Source organism: Pseudomonas sp. GD03944, assembly GCF_029839275.1.
Classification (GTDB): Bacteria; Pseudomonadota; Gammaproteobacteria; order Pseudomonadales; family Pseudomonadaceae; genus Aquipseudomonas.
In genome coordinates this window covers 114774-130472 of the sequence record NZ_JAOCAH010000013.1, presented here as the reverse complement: position 1 = coordinate 130472, position 15699 = coordinate 114774, and the positions used below count along the sequence as shown (strand labels likewise).

Here is a 15699-nt window from a genome sequence, read left to right as displayed (position 1 = left end):
GAGGGACGCGGAGCGTCCCGGGCTGCGTGCCCACGCGGAGCATGGGCACGATCACCCTCAGTGGCGGAAGTGGCGCATGCCAGTGAACACCATGGCAATACCGGCTTCGTCTGCCGCTGCGATCACTTCGTTGTCGCGCATCGAGCCGCCTGGCTGGATCACCGCGGTGATGCCGGCCTTGGCGGCATTGTCGATGCCGTCGCGGAACGGGAAGAACGCGTCGGAGGCCATGACCGCGCCCGGTACCGGCAAGCCAGCGTGTTCGGCCTTGATGGCGGCAATGCGGGCGGAGTTGACGCGGCTCATCTGGCCGGCGCCGACACCGACGGTCTGGCGGTTCTTGGCGTAGACGATGGCATTGGATTTGACGAACTTGGCCACTTTCCAGGCGAAGATCAGGTCATGAATTTCCTGCTCGCTCGGGGCGCGCTGGGTGACGATCTTCAGGTCATCGGCGGTGATCATGCCAATGTCACGGCTCTGTACCAGCAGGCCGCCGTTGACACGCTTGAAGTCCCAACCGGCAGCACGCTCGGCCGGCCATTCGCCGCACTCCAGCAGACGCACGTTCTGCTTGGCGGCGACCACGTCGCGGGCCGCCTGGGAGATTTTCGGGGCGATGATCACTTCGACGAACTGGCGCTCGACGATGGCCTTGGCGGTGTCGGCATCCAGCTCGCGGTTGAAGGCGATGATGCCGCCGAAGGCGGATTCGGTGTCGGTGGCGTAGGCCAGGTCGTAGGCCTTGCGGATGCCACCTTCGTTTTCCGGAACCACGGCCACGCCGCACGGGTTGGCGTGCTTGACGATCACGCAGGCCGGCTTGACGAAGCTCTTCACGCACTCCAGCGCGGCATCGGTGTCGGCCACGTTGTTGAACGACAGTTCCTTGCCCTGCAGCTGCACGGCGGTGGACACGCTGGCTTCGCCCTTCTTCGCTTCGACATAGAACGCCGCGCTCTGGTGCGGGTTCTCGCCGTAGCGCATTTCCTGCGCCTTGATGAACTGGCTGTTGAAGGTGCGCGGGAACTGGCCGCGGTCTTCGGTGGAGAGGGTGTCGCGGCTCTGCTCGATGGTGCCGAGGTAGTTGGCGATCATGCCGTCGTAGGCTGCGGTGTGTTCGAAGGCCTTGAGGGCCAGATCGAAGCGCTGGGCGTAGCTCAGGCCACCGGCTTTCAGGGATTCGACGATGCCGGCGTAATCGCTGGCGTTGACCACGATGGCCACGTCTTTGTGGTTCTTCGCGGCGCTGCGGACCATGGTCGGGCCGCCGATGTCGATGTTCTCGATGGCGTCGGCCAGGTCGCAGTCAGGCTTGGCGACGGTGGCTTCGAAGGGGTACAGGTTGACCGCAACCAGGTCGATCGGCTTGATGCCGTGCTCGTCCATCACCGCACCGTCCAGGGCGCGACGGCCCAGGATGCCGCCGTGGATCTTCGGGTGCAGGGTCTTGACCCGGCCGTCCATCATTTCCGGGAAACCGGTGTAGTCGGCCACTTCCACCGCGGCTACGCCATTGTCCTTGAGCAGCTTGTAGGTGCCGCCGGTGGAGAGGATTTCCACGCCGAGTGCGGACAGCTCGCGAGCGAACTCGAGGATACCGGTCTTGTCGGAGACGCTGATCAGCGCGCGGCGAACGGGGAGGCGGGTGGTCTGGTCGGTCATTTCAGAATCCATCAGAGCGGAGTAGTAGCAAAAAAGGGCGGCTTCGTCAGAGCCGCCCTTTTCGGGAATGCGGGATCAGAGCAGGTCGTACTGCTTGAGCTTCTTGCGCAGGGTACCGCGGTTCAGGCCGAGCAGCTCGGAGGCCTTGGTCTGGTTGCCCTTGACGTAGTTCATCACGGTTTCCAGAAGCGGGGCTTCCACTTCGGTGAGAACCAGGTTGTATACGTCGGTGACGTCCGCGCCCTCAAGGTGGGCGAAATAGTTATGCAGCGCTTTCTCGACACTGCCGCGCAGGGTTTGCCCTTCTTCGCTCGGCGTATTGAGGTGCTGTTTCAAACTGGTGCTGTCACTCACGGGTGCAATTCCACTTCCTAAGGTCTCGGTCAACATCGTCATGCGGCCACCCCTTCTCCATCATTATTCCGTTCGCCGAAGAACTCGCGAACGTTGGCGCACTGCGCGTCCTTACTGTCCAGACGATTGAATTGGGCGCGAAACTCCCTGGCGCCCGGCAGGGTTGCGAGATACCAGCCGACATGCTTGCGGGCGATGCGTACGCCCATGACATCGCCGTAGAAGGCGTGCAGCTCGGTCAGGTGCTCCAGCAGAATACGTTCCACCTCGAACAGGCTGGGGGCCGGCAGGTGCTCGCCGGTCTGCAGGTAGTGCTCGATTTCCCGGAATATCCAGGGTCGGCCTTGTGCAGCCCGGCCGATCAGCAAACCATCGACGCCCGTGGCGTCCAGTACCGCCTTGGCCTTTTCCGGCGAGTCGATGTCGCCATTGGCCATGACCGGGATCGACACCGCCTGCTTGATCGCGGCGATGGTGTCGTACTCGGCCTCGCCGGTGTACAGGTCGGCGCGGGTGCGGCCATGGACCGCCAGGGCGGTGATGCCGCAATCTTCGGCGATCCTGGCGACATCGACGCCATTCTTGTTCTGCCGGTCCCAGCCGGTGCGAATCTTCAGCGTGACCGGTACGTCCACCGCGGCGATCACCGCCTGCAGGATGTCGCGTACCAGTGCTTCGTCCTTCATCAGGGCCGAACCGGCGGCCTTGTTGCAGACCTTCTTGGCCGGGCAGCCCATGTTGATGTCGATGATCTGGGCGCCCAGCTCGACGTTGCGCTGCGCGGCCTCGGCCATCATCTGCGCGTCCCCGCCGGCGATCTGCACCGAGCGCGGCTCGGGATCGCCCTGGTGGATCAGGCGCAGGCTCGACTTGCGGGTGTTCCACAAGCGCACATCACTGGTGACCATTTCGGATACCACCATGCCTGCGCCCAGGCGCTGGCACAGTTGCCGAAAGGGCCGATCGGTGACCCCGGCCATGGGCGCGAGAATCAATCGATTGGGCAATGTGTAGGGGCCGATGCTTAGCGCCGACATAGGGCTTCCCTGCTCAAGAGACGAACTGTTGAGACCAATAGGAGAGTGCGAAAAAGGGTGGGAATCATACCCGCTCTGGATGACCGGATAAAGGATGTTTTGAACAAATTCTGAACAGCTATGGCCTTATCGCCAAGTGTTAGGTTGGCGTAACAGGCCGGCGCGGGCGCCGGCCTATTTCTATTCCGGGGAGTGGAAGCTGAGGCTGTAGTTCACGGCCTGGGTGCCCGGGTCGAGGATGTCCAGGGACACGTGGATCGGCGTCTGCGGCGGCATTTCCGCCTGGCCGGCCAGTTCGCCGGCCAGGTATTCGCTGGGCTTGAAGCGGCGGCTGGCGAGCAATTGGCCATTGATGTCGGCGAAGCGCATTTCCAGCAGCGGGAACGGCTGGGCGAACGGCGCACGGTTATAGAGGATGGCGTCCACCACCAGGGCACCGCTGAATTCCGGGTGGCTGCGCACCACCAAGTTGCTGCTCTTGACCTGGCTGATGTCGACCTTGGACGGCAGGTTGCAGCCGATCGCCGGGCAGGCCTGTTCGAACCAGGGGCGGTACTGGTCCTGACGGGCCAGTTCGTCGAAGTGGTAGTGGATGTACTGGCCGGCCAGCGCGGCGGCGCCGAGCAGGTTCAGCAGGCCCCAGCCGATCCAGCGGCCCCAGGGGCTGCGCGGCGGCTGCCAGTCCAGTTGCAGCGGCTCTTCGTCCAGGTCGAACAGGTGCTCGTCGCGCAGGCCGGGCTCGCTGCGCGAGGCCTTGGCGGCGGGCGTGCGCGCCGCAGGTGCTGGCGTGGCCAACGGTTCGTCGGCGTCTGGCTTGTCGGTTTCGTCGAGGTCGTCCGAGGTGTCGCGGCTGGCGCTGAGCGGCGTGCCGTGGGGCAGCGTCAGTTCGATATGGGTTTCGTCCGGCTCATGGTCGAGGGCGTCCAGGCTGACGCTCGGTTCGTTGCGCGGTGCCAGTGCCGGCGTGGGCGCCGGTTCGCTGATGCTGACCTTGGGCAGGGCGCTGGGCAGCGGGGCCTCGGGAACAGGCGCCGCAGGCTTCGGCGGTTCTTCGCGCAGCAGGGCTTCGGCCCAGCCCTCGTCATGGGCTTCCGGCTCGTTGTCGTTCAGCGGCAGGAAGGATTCGGTGTACTTCGCCGGTTTTTCCAGCGCCATGAACTGCCGGGAGAGCTGCAGCTCCTGCTCCTCCAGCTTGGCCAGTTCCTCGTCCAGGTCGAGGCTGTCCAGGTCCAGGTCGTCATGGATCCACAGGGTGTCGCTCGGGTTCTTGCCGGGGGGCGTGGTCTGCACCGACTTGGCGGGGGTGATCCGCGCCGGTTCGGTGGCGGCCTGGCTGATCACCGGTTTGGCCGGCTCGACCTTGGGCGCGATCGGTGCCGGGCGCGGCGCCGCGGCCATCTGGCCCTGCTCGAGCAACTGCTGGGCAGCATTGAACACGTGCAGGCAGGCTCCGCAGCGCACGGCGCCACGGGCAGCACCGAGTTGCGCGTGGTTCACGCGGAAACTGGTACGGCAATTGGGGCACTGGGTGACGAAACTTTCACTCATGCGGCAATCCGGCGGCCTGCGATCGGCGGAAACAAGGGGGCTAGTCTAACGCAACTGCTGGCGCGCGGCGTCAGCGGCGCACACCACTGATGCGCACCCAGTCGTCCTTGGTGGCCGTGGGGTCGAGGTCGAAGGCGTCCTGGTAGGCGGTGCGCACTTCCTCGGCCTGCTCGGCCAGGATCCCGGAAAGGGCCAGTCGACCGCCCGGCTTGACCAGTGCGGTGATCTGCGGCGCCAGGGCCACCAGCGGGCCGGCGAGAATATTGGCCACCACCACGTCAGCCTGGGCCTGCGGCATGTCGGCCGGCAGGTAGACCGGGAAGCGCGCCGGGTCGATGCCGTTACGCCCGGCATTGTCGCGGGAGGCTTCAAGCGCCTGCGGGTCGATGTCGGTGCCGACTGCCTGGGGTGCGCCCAGCAGCAGCGCGGCGATCGCCAGGATGCCCGAGCCGCAGCCGAAGTCGATCACGCTGCAGCCGTCCAGCGCCTGGCCGTCCAGCCATTCCAGGCACAGGGCGGTGGTCGGGTGGGTACCGGTGCCGAAGGCCAGGCCGGGGTCGAGCAGCAGGTTGACCGCGTCCGGCTCGGGCGCCGCGTGCCAGCTCGGCACGATCCACAGGCGCTGGCCAAAGCGCATTGGCTGGAAGCCGTCCATCCAGCTGCGTTCCCAGTCCTGGTCTTCGATGCGCTCGATGTGGTGCTCGGGCAGCTCGCCACCGGTCAGCAGTTGCAGGTGCGCCACCAGGGCGTCCGGGTCGGTGTCCGCCTCGAACAAGGCCAGCAGGTGGGTGTGCGACCACAGCGGCGTGGTGCCCAGGTCCGGCTCGAAGATCGGCTGGTCTTCGGCGTCCATGAAGGTCACCGACACGGCGCCGACGTCCAGCAGGGCGTCTTCGTAGGTTTCCGCCTGCTCCGGGGTGATGGCGAGACGGACTTGTAACCAGGGCATGGAAAACCTCGTGAACGTGGCGGCGCTAGGGTGATTGGCCGCGCAGCTTACTTGAACGGAGGGGCGTGCTGCCAGAGCGGGCAGGACGACCGGTGGGCACAAATGACAAGGGCCGCCCATGGGGCAGCCCTTGTCCGGACATTGCGCATGACCTGGCCGGAGCCAGGCATGGGGTCAGTGCTTGTCCATACCCAGTTTCTTTTCCAGGTAATGGATGTTCACGCCACCCTGGCAGAAGCCCTTGTCGCGAACCAGGTCGCGGTGCAGCGGGACGTTGGTCTTGATGCCGTCGACCACGATTTCTTCCAGGGCATTTCGCATGCGGGCCATGGCCTCGTCACGGGTGGTGCCGTAGGTGATCAGCTTGCCGATCAGCGAGTCGTAGTTCGGTGGTACCGAGTAGCCGCTGTACAGGTGCGAGTCGACGCGAACACCGAAGCCGCCCGGGGCGTGGAAATGCTTCACCTTGCCGGGGCAGGGCATGAAGTTGTCCGGGTCTTCGGCGTTGATGCGGCACTCCAGGGCGTGGCCCAGGAGCTTCACGTCTTCCTGCTTGTACGACAGCTTGTTGCCCGCGGCGATGCTCAGCATCTCCTTGACGATGTCGATGCCGGTGACCATTTCGGTGACCGGGTGCTCGACCTGGACGCGGGTGTTCATCTCGATGAAGTAGAAGCGACCGTCTTCATAGAGGAACTCGAAGGTGCCGGCGCCACGGTAGCCGATCTCGATGCAGGCATCGACGCAGCGTTGCAGCACTTCGGCGCGGGCCTTCTCGTCGATCAGCGGAGCCGGGGCTTCTTCCAGGACCTTCTGGTGACGGCGCTGCAGCGAGCAGTCGCGGTCATACAGGTGAATAGCATTGCCCTGGCCGTCGGACAGGACCTGGACTTCCACGTGGCGCGGGTTGCCGAGGAACTTCTCCAGGTAGACCATCGGGTTGCCGAACGCGGCACCGGCTTCGGTGCGGGTCAGCTTGGCCGACTTGATCAGGTCTTCTTCCTTCCACACCACGCGCATGCCGCGACCACCGCCGCCGCCAGCGGCCTTGATGATCACCGGGTAGCCGACTTCACGGGCGATGCGCAGGGCGTCGGCCTCGTCTTCCGGCAGCGGGCCGTCGGAGCCTGGAACCACCGGTACGCCGGCCTTGATCATGGCGTCCTTGGCAGACACCTTGTCGCCCATCAGGCGAATGGTGTCGGCTTTCGGGCCGATGAAGGCGAAGCCGGATTTTTCCACCTGCTCGGCGAAGTCGGCGTTTTCCGCAAGGAAGCCGTAGCCCGGGTGAATGGCGGTGGCGCCGGTGACTTCCGCGGCACTGATGATCGCCGGGATGTTCAGGTAGGACAGGTTGCCCGGGGCCGGGCCGATGCATACTGATTCGTCGGCCAGGGCCAGGTGCATCAATTCACGGTCGGCGGTGGAGTGCACGGCCACGGTCTTGATGCCCAGTTCCTTGCACGCACGCAGGATGCGCAGGGCAATCTCGCCGCGGTTGGCGATCAGGACTTTTTCCAGCTTCTGCATTACGGGTTCCCCGTGCATCAGACGATGGTGAACAGCGGTTGATCGTATTCCACCGGCTGGCCGTTCTCGCCCAGGATGGATTCGATCGTGCCGCTGGCTTCGGCCTCGATGTGGTTCATCATCTTCATCGCTTCGACGATGCAGAGGATGTCGCCTTTCTTAACGACGGAGCCGACTTCGACGAAGTTGGCCGAGGTTGGCGAAGCGGCGCGGTAGAAGGTGCCGACCATCGGCGAGCGGACCACGGTGCCGTTCAGCTTGGCAGCGGCCGGGGCGGCGGCTTCAGCGGCGGCAGCAGGTGCAGCGGCTACCGGTGCGGCAGCAGGAGCCGGCGCGTAGATCGGCTGTTGCATGAAGGCTTGCTGCTTGCTGTGGCGGCTGATGCGCACAGACTCTTCGCCTTCTTTGATTTCCAGCTCGTCGATGCCGGACTCTTCCAGCAGCTCGATCAGTTTCTTGACTTTACGAATATCCATAGTGGTCTAACTCCCGGTGAGGTCAGGGTCGTTCAAGTTGTTCCAGCGCCGCCTCCAGGGCCAGCCGATAACCGCTGGCGCCAAGGCCGCAGATCACCCCTACCGCTACATCGGAGAAGTAGGAGTGATGGCGAAAGGGTTCACGCTTGTGCACGTTGGACAGGTGCACTTCGATGAATGGGATGCTCACTCCCAGCAATGCGTCACGTAATGCGACGCTTGTATGTGTGAAAGCGGCGGGATTGATCAGGATAAAGTCGACACCTTCGCCCTTTGCGGCGTGAATGCGCTCGATCAATTCGTACTCGGCATTGCTCTGCAGGTAGAGCAGATGATGGCCGGCTTCGCGGGCGCGGCGCTCCAGATCGAGGTTGATCTGCTCCAGGGTGACGGCGCCGTAGACGCCCGGTTCACGGGTTCCCAACAGATTGAGGTTGGGGCCATGCAGTACCAGTAGGGTGGCCATGGTCGGGATTCCATCGTTTTTATAGTGCGCAGGACTATGCCGGAGTTGCGGCGTTCTCAGCAATAGCCAACACGATGCCAGCAGTTTGCGCCAGATATGTGACTGAAAACCTAGAAGCGTTCTTTTGCCTGACCCAGTCGGGCGGAAAAGTCGGTGGCGTTGATCTCGCCGACCACGCGTAGATCGCGCCATTCGCTGCCCTTGCCATCGAACAGCAGGATCGCGGGAGGACCGAACAGCTGGTAGCGGTCGAGCAGGGCCCGTTGGGCGGCGGTGCTGTCGGTCATGTCGAAGCGCACCAGCTGGTAATCGGCCAGCTGCGGGCCAATCTGGGGGGCGTTGAGCACTTCGCGTTCGATGACCTTGCAGCTGATGCACCAGTCAGCGTACCAGTCGAGCAGCAGCGGGCGGCCGTCGCGCTGGGCCGCGGCGAAGGCTGCGTCCAGTTCAGCCGCAGTTTCGATGGTCTGCCAGCCGGCGTGGCTGGCCGGTGCGCCAGCCGAGGCGACGCTGTCCAGCCGGCCCAGGGGGCGCAGCGGGTCATCCTGACCTTGCAGGGCACCGGTCCAGGCCGCCAGGGCGTAGACCAGCAGGGCCAGGCCGGCCAGCTGTGCCAATTTCTCGCGCGGCGACTTGGTGCCGAATTCCAGGGCGCCGAGGAACAGCGCCACGCCCGCCGCCAGCAAGCCCCACAGCGCCAGGGACAGCGCGCCGGGCAGAACCCGTTCGAGCAGCCAGACGGAAACGGCCAGCAGCATGACGCCGAAGGCATTGCGCACCGTGACCATCCAGGTGCCGGATTTCGGCAGCAGTGCACCACCGCCCGCGGCGAAGACCACCAGTGGCGTGCCCATGCCCAGGCCCAGGGCGAACAGCTGCAGGCCACCGCCCACGGCGTCGCCGGTGCTGCTGATATAGAGCAGCAGGGCGGTCAGCGGCGCGGTCACGCACGGCGAGACGATCAGGCTGGAGAGCACGCCCAGGGTCGCAGCCCCGGCGATCGAGCCGCCCTGGGTGCTGTCGGCCTTGCGGTCCAGGCGCTCGCGGATGAACGCCGGGAGGCGCAGCTCGAACACACCGAACATCGCCAGGGCGAACAGGCTGAAGAACAGTGCGAAGGGCACCAGGACCCAGGGCGACTGCAGCATCGCCTGCAGATTGAGGCCGGCGCCGAACAGGCCCATCAGTGCACCGAGGGCGGCGTAGCAGGCGGCCATCGGCAGCACGTACGCCAGCGACAGCACCAGGCCGCGGCGGTTGCTCGGCCGGCCGCGCAGCACCACGCCGGAGAGAATCGGCAGCATCGGCAGTACGCAGGGGGTGAAGGTCAGGCCCAGGCCGGCAAGGTAGAACAGCGCCAGGTCGGTCCAGGTCCAGCTGGCGCTCGCAGCGGAAAACCCACCGTTGATCTCCAGCTGTTCGGTTTCCGGCGGGTAGCACAGGCCCTTGTCGGCGCAGCCCTGGTAGGTCACCGACAGGGTCAGCGGGCGATTGTCCGGGTTGCTCAGCGGAATCTCGACGTCGAGCACACCGTAGTACACCTCGACGTCGCCGAAGAACTCGTCGGTCTTCGGCTCGCCGGCCGGCAGCACCGCTTCGCCCGGGGTCAGGTCGGTGGGCTCGACGCTGAACTTGAAGCGGTGTTTGTAGAGGTAGTAGCCCTCGGCGGCGACGAAGTTCAGCTTGATGGCGTCGGCGCTGCTGTCGACCAGGTTCAGCTTGAACGCTTCGCGCACGGGCAGGAAATCGGCGCTGTTGTTCAGCGGGGCGCCCAGCGGACTGGGGGCCGGACGGCTGTCGAGCAGGCCGGCGCTGACGGGCAGGGCAATGAGCAGGAGCAGCAGGGTGAGGACGCGGCGCATGGACATCTCGGAATGCGGGAACCCCGGCATCATAACGGACGCCCGCCGTTCAGGGCATGGGCAAGGCTGTAAGCGGCTTTGTCCGGTGCCTGAAAGGCGATGCGCCTGCGCCCTCGCGCGGGTGCGACATAAGGACGCGCAGGCCTGTGAGCGCCGTTCTGAGGCCTCTTCAGCCCCTCAGCTGGGGCTAACGAAGCCTAGAGGCGGAAGGCTTGCACGGCGGTGTGCAGGCGGCCACCGAGGTCGAGCAGCTGGTCGCCCTGCTGGCGGCCCTGGGCGATGCGTTCCAGGTTGTCGCCGCCGAGCTGATGGATGCGCTCGCTGTGGTCGCGAATCTCGCTCACTGCGCCGCTCTGCTGGGCCGTGGTTTCGGCGATGCGCTCGGCCATGCTGGCGGTGGTACGGATGGCCGTGACGATTTCGTCGAGGGCGCCATCCGCGGCCTCGGCTTGGGCGGCAGTGGCCTCGGCGTGGGCGACCTGGGCGCGCATGGCCTCCACCGACTGGCGGGCGGCGTTCTGCAGGCGGCCGATCAGTTCCTGGATTTCCGCAGTGGCGTTGCCGGTGCGTTGCGACAGCGAGCGCACCTCGTCGGCCACCACGGCGAAGCCGCGTCCGGCCTCGCCAGCACGGGCAGCCTCGATGGCGGCGTTGAGGGCCAGCAGGTTGGTCTGTTCGGCAATACTGCGGATCACGGTCAGCACGTCGCCGATGGTGGTGGTTTCCTCGGCCAGGCGCTCGATGGCCTGGGCGTTGTCCTGCACCTCGCTGACCAGGGCGTGCAGGCCGCCGAGGCTCTGGCCGATCACCTGCTGGCTGTGGCCCAGGGCGCGGTCGGCGTCGCGGCTGGCATCGGCGGTCTGGCTAGCGTCGCCAGCGACCTGCTGGATGGTGGCTTCCAGTTCGCCCAGGGCGTCGCGAATCTGCGCGGTGTCGCCGGCCTGGCGCTCGGCGCCGGCATGCAGGCCACTGCTCAGGTCGGCCAGGTGGCGGCTGGAGTCGGCAACCTGTTCGGCCTGCTGGCGAATGGTGCCGACCAGATCGACGAGGTAGGCCCGCAGCCGGTTCAGCGATTCCTCGATGTCGTGCAGTTCCCGGGTGCGGGTGCCGAGCTGGACCGGGGCGCTGAAGTCGCCGGCGGCCCAGGCCGACAGGGCCGGTACCAGGCGGGTGAGCACCCGGGTCAGGCGCCGTTGCAGGGTGTCGATGGTCAGGGCGATCAGCAGGATCAGGCCGATCATCAGGCCCTGCAGCAGGCGCACCTCACCCTGGATGCGGCCGTGCTCGGCACGCACCACGGGTTCCAGTGCCGCCAGGGCCTGGTGCACCTTGTCCACCTGGCTGCGGGTGGCGCTGGCCAGTTGGCTGCGCTCTTCGATCAGGCCGCGGGTGCGCGCCAGCTCCGCCGGGTAGCGACCGAGCAGGCTGCCCAGTTCGCGTTTGAGGGCGATGCCCTTGTCTTCGGCCTGGGTGTCCTGGCTGTCGCTGGCCAGCCCGAGCAGGGCGGCGAAGGCGTCGCCGCCGGAGGCGCTGTCTTCTTCCACGCCGAGCAGCGGCAGGGCGCTGAGGGCCTGGGCCTGCTCCTGCAAGGTCTTCAATTCGCGTTCGACGTCTGCCGCCAGTTCGCTGCGCCCGCTGCTCACCAGCTTGTCGCGGGCGTGGGCCAGGCGCGCCAGGTGCTGGGCGGCATTGAACAGGGGGCGACGGTAGTCGTTGGCCGCGCCGCTGGCGCTGCTGTCGGCGTAGGCGGCGAGCTGTTCCAGGGCCGCGGCGATTTCCCGCTCGGCCTGCAGCAGCAGGCCCTGGGGATCACCGGCCAGCTTGCCCGCCGCCAGCAACTGGTTGGCGCTGAAGGCGCGCAGCTCGTCGAGGCTCGGGCGCAGGTCGTCGGCCAGTTGCGGCGGCAGTTCGTCCAGGGCCGGGGCGAGGCTGTCCAGGGCCTGCAGCGCGGTGCTATGGCGCAGGGCATCGCCACTGTCCAGGTAGCCGAGGATGTTGCGCGCCACGTCGCTCTGGAATTGCTGCGACAGGTTGAGGTAGCGGTCCATCAGCACGTACGGGCGCTCCAGCGCCCGCTGCGACCACCACAGCATGGCCCCGAGGGCGATGCACACGGTGACCAGCAGGAGGGTATTGAGGTTGGTGAGGTACTTCAGGCGCATGGGGCTCGACCGACAACATAACGGTGGCTGGGCGGCGCGCCGGAGGGACGTGCCGCTCTGTTGTCGTCGAAGTTATTGCGTTTTCATGACGCCATGATGACACCGTGATGGCCATCACGTTTCATCGGCTCAGTCGCGGAAGATTTCCACGCGGTTGCGGCCGCCATGCTTGGCCACGTACAGCGCTTCGTCGGCCTGCTGGGACAGGCTCTTGGCGTCGGTGTCGGCACGCAGTTCGGCGATGCCGCAACTGAAGGTGCAGGACAGGTCCTGGGGCTGCGCCGGGTAGTGGATTTCCGCGAAGCGCTGGCGGATTTCGTCCAGCACCCGGGCGGCGGTCCTGGCATCGGTGTTGGGCATCACCACGGCGAATTCTTCGCCACCGTAGCGGCCGATATGGTCGCTCTTGCGCAGCCGCTGCTTGAGGAACAGCGCCAGGCTCTTGATCACCCGGTCGCCCATGGGGTGGCCGTAGTTGTCGTTGACCTTCTTGAAGAAGTCGATATCGAGCATGGCGAAGCTGAGCGGCTGGCCGTCCCGCTGGGTGCGGTAGCAGGTGTCTTCCAGCAGCTGCAGGGTGTGGGTGTGGTTGTACAGGCCGGTGAGGCTGTCGCGCACCATGCGTGCCTTGAGGTTGCGTGCTCGCGCCGCGCGGTTGCGCACTGTGGCGATCAGGTGCCGTGGCTTGATCGGCTTGGTCAGGAAGTCGTCGCCGCCTTCGCTCATGGCGTCGAGCTGCTTGTCCAGGTCGTCTTCGGCGGACAGGTAGATGATCGGCACGCTCACGTAGCGGTCGTTGTGGCGGATCACCTTGGCCAGTTCGGTGCCGTTGCACTCGGGCATGTACATGTCGAGGATGATCAGGTCGGGCTGGAACTCGGCCAGCTCGCCCATCGCCAGGATCGGCTCGGTGAGGGTGCGGGTGACGATGCCGGCGCTGTTCAGCACGCGCTCGGTGTGGGTGGCCTGGGCCCGCGAATCATCGACGATCAGCACCTTGTACGGGTCGTACTGCGCCACGTGGGTGAGCACTTCGATGCGCTCGAGCAGGCTGGAGGCATCCAGCGAGCCGGTGAAGTATTCCTGGCCGCCGGCGCGCACCGCGGCCAGGCGCGTCGGGGTGTCGGTTTCTTCCTGGCTGTAGAAGAGCAGCGGGATCTTCTGTTCCAGATTGTGCTGGATCGCCTCGGCCAGTTGCAGGCCGCAGCCCGGGCCGGAGAAATCCACTTCCATGACAATGGCCGCCGGGTGGCGTTCGAGCATCGCGGCGCGGAAGGCGTTGGCGGTGTCCAGCGGCTGTGCGGCCATGCCGAAGAATTCCAGCTGCTGGGCCAGGCGTTCGGCGCGTTCGATGTGCTGCAGGGCCAGGTACACCGGCTTGCGCAGGGGTGGCAGCACGGTCTGTTCGAAGCGGTCGCCATGGCGCAGGCCGGTGCGCGACAGGCGCTGCATCAGCAGGTTGAGCTCGCTGATCATGTCGCTGTTGAGGCGGCCGCGGTTGTTCGCCACGGACTCCAGGCAGTTGCCGATCCCCTGGGCCAGCTGACTGTGCTCGGCCTGGTCGAAACGCTCCGCGTACCGCTGCAGCAGGAGGGCGGCCTCGCTCAACTCGAGCATGCCGGCGTCGTTCCACTCGTCACGCTGCAGGCGCTGCCAGACTTCAAGCACTTGTCGCGCCTGATGGATGACGCGCTGGGCAAAGTGTTTCTTGAGGCGGTCGCTGCTGGGGTCTTCGTGTTCGTTCATGGTCCGTAGTCGTGTCGAGGGCGCGGCTCGGTAATGGCTCTATGCTACCACCGAGGTTCCGCCGTGCCACTACCGCCGATCCAATGACGCCAGCCTCTTGTCCATAACGAGAAACCCGTCAAGGTCGGGCCCGTTCCTTAGTTTGCGCCGCCGGCGCTGCGCATTGTCCGGTGCATCCCTTATAGTGCTGAAATGTCGCGCAACCCTGTCGAAGGGTTGTGGTCGAACAACCGAACGCCGTAGATGAAAAGGACCTGACCCATGCTGGATTGGAAGAACCGCTCTGCCAACGCGCGCGACGGTGGCGACTCGGTCGCCTCGCGCGGCCATTCCGGACGCGGCTGGATAGCCCGTCTCATTGGCGGGCTGCTGGTGGTGTACCTGTTGCTGGCCATGCTGGTCGGCTGGTACTGGAGCCAGGAGCCGGATCTGTTCCCGGTGCAGCAACGCGCCCAGGCCGCCGCCGAGAGCGCACAGCGGCAGATGGTCAGCGGCTACACCACGGTGGAAACCCTCAAGCAGGTCGCCGGCACCCTGATGAACAAGCCCGGCGGCTACCTCTCGAACGACCTCGCGCCCCCCGGCCTGTGGCTGGACAACATGCCGAGCTGGGAATACGGCGTGCTGGTCCAGGTGCGCGACCTGTCCCGCGCCCTGCGCAAAGACTTCGCCCGCTCGCAGTCGCAGTCCACCGAGGACGTCAACCTGGCGCGCGCCGAGCCGCGTTTCAATTTCGACAACAAGAGTTGGGCCCTGCCGGCGTCCGAGGCCGAGTACCGCGAAGGCATCGCCTCGCTGGATCGCTACCTGGCCCAGCTGGCTGACCCGGGCCAGCGCAACGCGCAGTTCTACACCCGTGCCGACAACCTCAACAACTGGCTGGGTGACGTCGCCACCCGTCTCGGCTCGCTGTCCCAGCGCCTGTCCGCCAGCGTCGGCCAGGTGCGCCTGAACACCGACGTGAAAGACCCGTCGACCCTGGCCGAGGGCGAAGTGCCGGAAGTCACCGAGCGCAACTACGAGACCCCGTGGTTGCAGATCGACAACGTGTTCTACGAGGCCCGAGGCCAGGCCTGGGCGCTGTCCCACCTGCTGCGCGCCATCGAGGTGGACTTCGCCGACGTGCTGGCGAAGAAGAACGCCACCGTCAGTGTGCGCCAGATCATCCGCGAGCTGGAGGCCGCCCAAGCCACCCTGTGGAGCCCGATGATCCTCAACGGCAGTGGTTACGGCATCCTGGCCAACCACTCGCTGGTCATGGCCAACTACATTTCCCGCGCCAACGCGGCCGTCATCGACCTGCGTACCCTGCTGAGCCAGGGCTGATCGTGGCGATCTCCGAAGCCGAGGCGGCCCACCGCGCCGCCTCGGATGCCGAGCTGATCGCCTGGGTCGATGCCGATGACCGCCTGCTCGGCGGTCTGCCCCGGGCCGAGCTGCGCGAACGCCACCTGATCGGCCGTGGCACCTTCATTCTCCTGTTCAATTCCGCTGGCCAGCTGTGCGTGCACCGCCGCACCCTGAGCAAGGCGCTGTACCCCGGTTACTGGGACGTGGCCGCCGGCGGCATGGTGCAGGTCGAGGAAGGCTACGCCGAGTCGGCCGCCCGGGAGCTGGAGGAAGAGCTGGGCATTTCCGGTGTCGCGCTGCAGGACCACGGCCGGTTCTTCTTCGACCAGCCGGACAATCGCCTGTGGTGCGCGGTGTTCTCCGCCGTTTCCGATGCGCCGCTGATCCTGCAGCCCGAAGAGGTGTCGGAAGCCTGTTTCCTCGACCCGTACCAGGCCATTGCCCAGGCCGAAGAGAAACCCTATTGCCCGGACTCGCTCCAGGCCCTGCGCCATTACCTGGCGAACCAGGGCTGACACACCGCGAACCCGGGTCTTGTGCGGGATATGCACGCG

At 66.0% G+C, this 15699-nt stretch carries 13 protein-coding genes; 2 read left to right on the top strand and 11 right to left on the bottom strand.

The window, feature by feature from the left end:
* Positions 1-57 precede the first annotated feature (57 nt).
* From purH to N5C28_RS18985, 11 genes are all read right to left on the bottom strand, one after another.
* Positions 58-1665, bottom strand: a complete 1608-nt coding sequence (gene purH / locus N5C28_RS19035; protein ID WP_279824743.1) for a bifunctional phosphoribosylaminoimidazolecarboxamide formyltransferase/IMP cyclohydrolase — start codon at positions 1663-1665, stop codon at positions 58-60.
* Between the two features lie 75 nt (positions 1666-1740).
* Positions 1741-2061 (bottom strand): DNA-binding transcriptional regulator Fis, encoded by a 321-nt coding sequence (gene fis, locus N5C28_RS19030; RefSeq protein WP_279824742.1) that lies wholly within the window; start codon positions 2059-2061, stop codon positions 1741-1743.
* Positions 2058-3056 carry a tRNA dihydrouridine synthase DusB gene (dusB, locus tag N5C28_RS19025; RefSeq protein ID WP_279824740.1) on the bottom strand — a complete coding sequence of 333 codons (999 nt, stop codon included), beginning with the start codon at positions 3054-3056 and terminating at the stop codon, positions 2058-2060. The genes fis and dusB overlap by 4 nt, the downstream gene beginning before the upstream one ends.
* A 180-nt stretch (positions 3057-3236) precedes the next feature.
* On the bottom strand, positions 3237-4604 hold the full coding sequence (locus tag N5C28_RS19020; protein WP_279824738.1) for a DUF3426 domain-containing protein: 1368 nt from the start codon (positions 4602-4604) through the stop codon (positions 3237-3239).
* Positions 4605-4674: 70 nt separating this feature from the next.
* Positions 4675-5553: a 50S ribosomal protein L11 methyltransferase gene (prmA, locus tag N5C28_RS19015; RefSeq protein ID WP_279824737.1), complete on the bottom strand. Its 879-nt coding sequence runs from the start codon at positions 5551-5553 to the stop codon at positions 4675-4677.
* Between the two features lie 174 nt (positions 5554-5727).
* On the bottom strand, positions 5728-7083 hold the full coding sequence (gene accC, locus N5C28_RS19010; RefSeq protein ID WP_279824735.1) for an acetyl-CoA carboxylase biotin carboxylase subunit: 1356 nt from the start codon (positions 7081-7083) through the stop codon (positions 5728-5730).
* Positions 7084-7100: 17 nt separating this feature from the next.
* Positions 7101-7559, bottom strand: coding sequence for an acetyl-CoA carboxylase biotin carboxyl carrier protein (gene accB, locus N5C28_RS19005; protein ID WP_279824733.1), 459 nt, complete (start codon positions 7557-7559; stop codon positions 7101-7103).
* Positions 7560-7581: 22 nt separating this feature from the next.
* Positions 7582-8025 (bottom strand): type II 3-dehydroquinate dehydratase, encoded by a 444-nt coding sequence (aroQ, locus tag N5C28_RS19000; protein ID WP_279824731.1) that lies wholly within the window; start codon positions 8023-8025, stop codon positions 7582-7584.
* Between the two features lie 110 nt (positions 8026-8135).
* On the bottom strand, positions 8136-9893 hold the full coding sequence (locus tag N5C28_RS18995; RefSeq protein ID WP_279824730.1) for a protein-disulfide reductase DsbD: 1758 nt from the start codon (positions 9891-9893) through the stop codon (positions 8136-8138).
* Positions 9894-10084: 191 nt separating this feature from the next.
* Positions 10085-12049: a methyl-accepting chemotaxis protein gene (locus tag N5C28_RS18990; protein WP_279824729.1), complete on the bottom strand. Its 1965-nt coding sequence runs from the start codon at positions 12047-12049 to the stop codon at positions 10085-10087.
* A 129-nt stretch (positions 12050-12178) separates the two neighbouring features.
* Positions 12179-13795 carry a PleD family two-component system response regulator gene (locus tag N5C28_RS18985; protein ID WP_279824727.1) on the bottom strand — a complete coding sequence of 539 codons (1617 nt, stop codon included), beginning with the start codon at positions 13793-13795 and terminating at the stop codon, positions 12179-12181.
* A 261-nt stretch (positions 13796-14056) separates the two neighbouring features.
* On the opposite strand from N5C28_RS18985, the gene N5C28_RS18980 reads away from it, so the two are divergent.
* Both N5C28_RS18980 and N5C28_RS18975 read left to right on the top strand, forming a co-directional pair.
* On the top strand, positions 14057-15121 hold the full coding sequence (locus N5C28_RS18980) for a DUF2333 family protein (RefSeq protein ID WP_279824726.1): 1065 nt from the start codon (positions 14057-14059) through the stop codon (positions 15119-15121).
* On the top strand, positions 15118-15660 hold the full coding sequence (locus N5C28_RS18975) for an NUDIX hydrolase (RefSeq protein WP_279824762.1): 543 nt from the start codon (positions 15118-15120) through the stop codon (positions 15658-15660). The genes N5C28_RS18980 and N5C28_RS18975 overlap by 4 nt, the downstream gene beginning before the upstream one ends.
* Positions 15661-15699: the final 39 nt, after the last annotated feature.

What these genes read in the sequence shown, in the direction of transcription:
- N5C28_RS18985 (WP_279824727.1), bottom strand. Translation starts at nt 13,795, where the DNA reads ATGAACGAACACGAAGACCCCAGCAGCGACCGCCTCAAGAAACACTTT.
- dusB (WP_279824740.1), bottom strand. Translation starts at nt 3,056, where the DNA reads ATGTCGGCGCTAAGCATCGGCCCCTACACATTGCCCAATCGATTGATT.
- prmA (WP_279824737.1), bottom strand. Translation starts at nt 5,553, where the DNA reads ATGCCCTGGTTACAAGTCCGTCTCGCCATCACCCCGGAGCAGGCGGAA.
- N5C28_RS18995 (WP_279824730.1), bottom strand. Translation starts at nt 9,893, where the DNA reads ATGTCCATGCGCCGCGTCCTCACCCTGCTGCTCCTGCTCATTGCCCTG.
- aroQ (WP_279824731.1), bottom strand. Translation starts at nt 8,025, where the DNA reads ATGGCCACCCTACTGGTACTGCATGGCCCCAACCTCAATCTGTTGGGA.
- N5C28_RS19020 (WP_279824738.1), bottom strand. Translation starts at nt 4,604, where the DNA reads ATGAGTGAAAGTTTCGTCACCCAGTGCCCCAATTGCCGTACCAGTTTC.
- N5C28_RS18990 (WP_279824729.1), bottom strand. Translation starts at nt 12,049, where the DNA reads ATGCGCCTGAAGTACCTCACCAACCTCAATACCCTCCTGCTGGTCACC.
- fis (WP_279824742.1), bottom strand. Translation starts at nt 2,061, where the DNA reads ATGACGATGTTGACCGAGACCTTAGGAAGTGGAATTGCACCCGTGAGT.
- accB (WP_279824733.1), bottom strand. Translation starts at nt 7,559, where the DNA reads ATGGATATTCGTAAAGTCAAGAAACTGATCGAGCTGCTGGAAGAGTCC.
- N5C28_RS18980 (WP_279824726.1), top strand. Translation starts at nt 14,057, where the DNA reads ATGCTGGATTGGAAGAACCGCTCTGCCAACGCGCGCGACGGTGGCGAC.
- accC (WP_279824735.1), bottom strand. Translation starts at nt 7,083, where the DNA reads ATGCAGAAGCTGGAAAAAGTCCTGATCGCCAACCGCGGCGAGATTGCC.
- purH (WP_279824743.1), bottom strand. Translation starts at nt 1,665, where the DNA reads ATGACCGACCAGACCACCCGCCTCCCCGTTCGCCGCGCGCTGATCAGC.